General features: G+C 64.4%; 7 protein-coding genes. 6 read left to right on the forward strand and 1 reads right to left on the reverse strand.

What is annotated here, in order from left to right; translation table 11 throughout:
• Positions 1-166: 166 nt before the first annotated feature.
• Positions 167-601, forward strand: a complete 435-nt coding sequence (locus AC0L2A_RS35815; RefSeq protein WP_473612892.1) for a DoxX family protein — start codon at positions 167-169, stop codon at positions 599-601.
• A gap of 56 nt (positions 602-657) precedes the next feature.
• On the opposite strand, the gene AC0L2A_RS35820 is transcribed toward AC0L2A_RS35815, so the two are convergent.
• A complete protein-coding gene (locus tag AC0L2A_RS35820; RefSeq protein WP_023803842.1) occupies positions 658-963 on the reverse strand; it encodes a hypothetical protein in 306 nt (101 codons plus the stop codon).
• Positions 964-1,320: 357 nt separating this feature from the next.
• Here AC0L2A_RS35820 and AC0L2A_RS35825 point away from each other — a divergent pair, with 357 nt between their 5' ends.
• The 5 genes from AC0L2A_RS35825 to AC0L2A_RS35845 all read left to right on the forward strand — a co-directional run bounded on the left by AC0L2A_RS35825 (position 1,321) and on the right by AC0L2A_RS35845 (position 4,103).
• The gene (locus AC0L2A_RS35825; RefSeq protein ID WP_473612893.1) at positions 1,321-1,710 is read left to right on the forward strand and encodes a hypothetical protein; all 390 of its coding nucleotides are present in this window, start codon (positions 1,321-1,323) and stop codon (positions 1,708-1,710) included.
• Between the two features lie 79 nt (positions 1,711-1,789).
• Positions 1,790-2,338: a terminase large subunit domain-containing protein gene (locus tag AC0L2A_RS35830; RefSeq protein ID WP_473612895.1), complete on the forward strand. Its 549-nt coding sequence runs from the start codon at positions 1,790-1,792 to the stop codon at positions 2,336-2,338.
• A gap of 287 nt (positions 2,339-2,625) precedes the next feature.
• On the forward strand, positions 2,626-3,381 hold the full coding sequence (locus tag AC0L2A_RS35835; RefSeq protein WP_202366869.1) for a phage terminase large subunit family protein: 756 nt from the start codon (positions 2,626-2,628) through the stop codon (positions 3,379-3,381).
• 13 nt (positions 3,382-3,394) lie between these two features.
• Positions 3,395-4,009, forward strand: coding sequence for a hypothetical protein (locus AC0L2A_RS35840; RefSeq protein ID WP_473612896.1), 615 nt, complete (start codon positions 3,395-3,397; stop codon positions 4,007-4,009).
• Positions 3,978-4,103, forward strand: coding sequence for a hypothetical protein (locus AC0L2A_RS35845; RefSeq protein ID WP_473612898.1), 126 nt, complete (start codon positions 3,978-3,980; stop codon positions 4,101-4,103). The genes AC0L2A_RS35840 and AC0L2A_RS35845 overlap by 32 nt, the downstream gene beginning before the upstream one ends.
• The last annotated feature ends 113 nt before the right edge of the window (positions 4,104-4,216 follow it).

Genomic DNA, 4,216 nt, shown 5'->3' on the forward strand with positions numbered 1-4,216 from the left:
ACACGATCGACCATCCAAATCATCTCCCTCTCTTCCTTGCCCACGGAATCACCAATCCGATTCTGTGCAAAGCCCTCACAAGGGGAGAAGGGGAAGCGCCGCATGTCGGGTTTGCGGCTGGTGCAACGTCCTTGGGGCGAAATCGGTCGCAACCCTGGAGGACGGCATGTCATCGGAAACCACCCAATCACCGGCTCAACCGCCGTGGCAGACCGCGGCAATCCTGATTGGCCGCCTGATCTTCGCAGCCGTCTTCCTCATGGCGGTGACCTTCAAATTCATCGACATGGGCGCCACCGCGGGCTACATCGCCGCCGCCGGATTTCCGTTCCCGCTGTTTCTGGCCTGGTGCGCGGCCATGCTCGAAGTCATCCTCGTCCTGTGCTTCCTGACCGGCGCCTTGTTCTCGCAGGCCGCTCTTGTCGCCGGCGCCTATGTGCTGTTCCTCGCCTTTGCCTTCCACGGGCCGTCGCACTGGGCCGGAAACCAGGCCGAGTTCGGCTTTTTCGTCGATCATTTTACTTTCCTGGCCGGGCTGCTGTTTGCCGCCGTGCATGGGCCGGGCCGTGTGCTGACCTGGAAGCCTGCATCGGCCAGCTGATCGTAGCCCGGCTGGCAAGCGGCGTTCCGATACGGGACGGCGAGGCGATCGCGGCGTCACATCTGGTCGTTGTAGGGTTCTTTCATCTGGCCGACCATGCGCGCCAGCTTGGAGAAGGACGGCATGTCCGCCTCCGGCTGACACTGGTTCGCCAGTTCCAGCAGCCGGATCGGGAAGTTGACGGCATCGCGGCTCGACGCCGACATGCCTTCGGAGCGCTCCTCGCTGGTCTCGCTGGCTTCGGCCTTGCGCAAGGCGATGTCTATCTCCTCGACCGTCAGCACGCCCTTGCGGACAAGGACCTGATTGATCGATGCGACGGCCATCAGCAGGCCCTCGAGTTGCAGATTGGCGACATTCATGGCTTTGCTCCCATTGGCAAATTGCAAACGCGCGAACACCGGTTCCGATCCCTGCACCATAGCGCGGCGGGCGGCCGAATTTTAGGCCGGCCCGCGAGATTTCGCTTGCTTTGTGACGGCAGCTATGCTAGGAATATAGTCATGGTGCTGATTTGCGCCAACGACCCGCCCGCCGAGGCGGGTTTTTTTAATTCAAGCCTTCTCACAAGTTCGTGCCTGTGTTGCCGATATCAATGTCGGCGGGACAGCGCCCCCCTCTGCCCTGCCATCTCTTTGCCAAAATTTGGCATCTCCCCGACTTGGGGGGAGATCGGATGTCACCCCGGCTTTCGCCAATCACCAGCATCGAGGTAGGGCATGGCCGAGAATCCTTTGACCGAACGCAAGCCGTCCGGCCGGCCGAAGCGGGCGAAAAAAACGCTGGCCGATGGTTTTCTGGAAGCCATCCGAGCCGATTTCCGGGCGCATGGCGCCGGTGTCATCGCCGAGGTTCGTACCGAAAAGCCCGATCAGTATCTGAAGATCGTGCTGTCGGTGCTGCCCAAGGATCTGCATCTCAACATCAACAGCCTGGAAGCACTGAGCGATGACGAAATCAGGCAGCGCATCCGCGGCCTCGAAGCCGTCCTGCGGCCGTTTCTCGAAAAGTCCGGCGTCGCAAGACCGGGCCTCGCAAAACCAGGCCGCGACGGCGAAGACCGAGTATCTGAGCCTGCTCAGGGAATTGGACCGGAGGCGGCGCACTAACCAGCTTGCCGCCTACCGGCCTTACCCGCGACAGGCCGAGTTCCATGCGGCCGGTGCTGCCAACCGAGAACGCCTGTTCATGGCCGGCAACCAGCTCGGCAAGACAAGGGCCGGCGGCGCCGAATGGGCGATGCATCTCACCGGGCGTTATCCCGAGTGGTGGCAAGGCAAGGTTTTCGACACGGCCGTGCGGCTGTGGGCGGCCGGTGTCACCGCCGAGGGCACGCGCGACAACCCGCAGCGCATCTTGGTCGGCCCGCCGCAGCAGCCGGCGGCGTGGGGCACCGGCATGATCCCGGCCGACGCCATTGTCAGCACCATCATGGGGCGCGGCGCGCCGCATGGGCTGGACAGCGTCGTGGTGCGCCATGGCGGCGGCGGCGATGTGCAGGCCTATGAATCGGTGCTGTCGTTCAAGAGTTTTGAGAAGGGCCGCGAAAAGTGGCAGGGCGAAACGCTGCACGGCGTCTGGTTCGACGAGGAACCACCGCTCGACATCTATTCCGAAGGCCTGACCCGCACCAACGCGACAGGCGGCATCACCATCGTCACTTTTACGCCGCTCCTCGGCATGTCGGATGTGGTGCTGTTGTTTCTGTCGGCGGAAGCGGTGGAGGGAATGGGGTGAGGGGGCGGCGGCCTTGCCTTCTCCCCTTGTGGGAGATGGTGGATCGGCGCGCAGCGCCGAGACGGAAGAGGGGTGCTGGACGGAGTTCTTCGGTGCCAAGCTGGAACACCCCTCATCCGACCTCGCGGAGCCTGTCCTCGGGCTTGCCGGAGGCAAGACCCGTGGGCGAGGCCACCTTCTCCCACAAGGGGAGAAGGCAGAGCGGCCGCCTTGGCCAGAAAAATCTTGGCCAAACAACACCATGCGGCCGGCGCCTGCCAACATGATTCAAGTGCGAGGGCGAAGAAATGACCCGCCACGTCACCTTCATGACCATCGACGATGCCGAGCATTACACGCCGCAGCAGCGCGCCGCGATCGTATCGGCCTATCCGGCGCATGAGCGCGAGGCGCGGGCGAGGGGCATTCCGGTGCTGGGCTCCGGCCGCATCTTTCCGGTGGCGGAGGAACTGATTGCCTGCGAGCCGTTCCGGCTGCCGCGCTACTGGCCGCGGCTCGGGGCGCTGGATTTCGGCTGGGATCACCCTTCCGCTGCTGTCGAGCTCGCCTGGGATACCGAAGCCGACGTCGTCTATGTCGCAAAAGCCTGCCGCGCCTCGCAGCAAACGCCGGCCATGCAGGCGCTGACCCTGAAACCGTGGGGCGAATGGCTGCCCTGGGCATGGCCGCGCGACGGCCGCCGCGAGACGCTGGAAGGTGCGGGCGTGGCACTTGCCCGGCAATATGCCGCGCATGGGCTGAACATGCTTTCCAGCCATGCGCAATTCGCCGACGGTTCGGTGTCGGTCGAGGCCGGGCTGATGGAGATGCTCGACCGCATGCAGAGCGGCCGCTTCAAGGTGTTCTCGACGCTTCTGCCCTGGTTCGAGGAGTTTCGGCTCTACCACCGCAAAGACGGCCAGGTGGTGAAGCTGCGCGACGATCTGATGGCGGCGACACGCTATGGCGTGATGATGCTGAGGGAAGCGGTGGTCGACCCGGCCGAGTTCAAGACGGCACGGCGAAAGGCAGGGCAGAGCGATCCGCTGGGGGCGTTCCGGTGAGGGGACCCCGCTGATGACCGTTCGCATTGTCAGCGCTACGCTGCGCGACCTCAGCTACATCGCCGCCAATCTGCGGCTCGAGGACCGGATGGAGATCGACTGCCAGTTCGACGAATGGTCGCCGGCGCTGCTGGCGCTGACGGCGCTGCAGGGATTTGCCCATGTCGCCGAGCTGAACGGCAATCCGGAGGCCGGCTTTGGCGCCGCCGAACAGCGCGGCGGCTTATGGATCGCCTGGAGCTGGGGCACGCGCCGCATGAAGCGCTGCGTGCCTGGGATTACGGCGTTCTTTCACGCCGTGCTCGGTCCGCAGGTTGCCGCGCACGGCGCCTGGCGGGTCGAGGCGCGGGCGCTGGCCACCAATGAATTGGCGCTGCGCTGGCTGGCCCGGCTTGGCGCCACGCAACGCTGCCGCCTGCCGGGCTACGGCAAGAACGGCGAGGATTTTTTGCTCTACGACTGGACGAGGTCGTCTGACTTTGGGTCGTCTGGCTTTGGGTCGTCTGACTATGGAGAAAGCTGGAACCATGTGCCTTTTTCAAAAGCCGCCGGCGCTGAAGCCGTTGCCACCGACACCGACCATTGCCGACAAGGACGTGCAGGCGCGCGAAGCAGCGCTCCGGGCTGAACTCGAGCAGCGCCAGGGCACCGCCGGCACGGTCAAGACCGATCTGTCGCCGAGCGAACTCAGCGGCCAGCGCCGCGTGCTGCTCGGGGTGTGACGTGAAATTAGTGACGCGGCTAGGGTGAGGAGCACCCCTTCTCCCCTTGTGGGAGAAGGTGGATCGGCGCTTTTGCGCCGAGACGGATGAGGGGTGCTGGAAGGAATGAGGCA

This window comes from Mesorhizobium sp. WSM4844 (assembly GCF_055811775.1).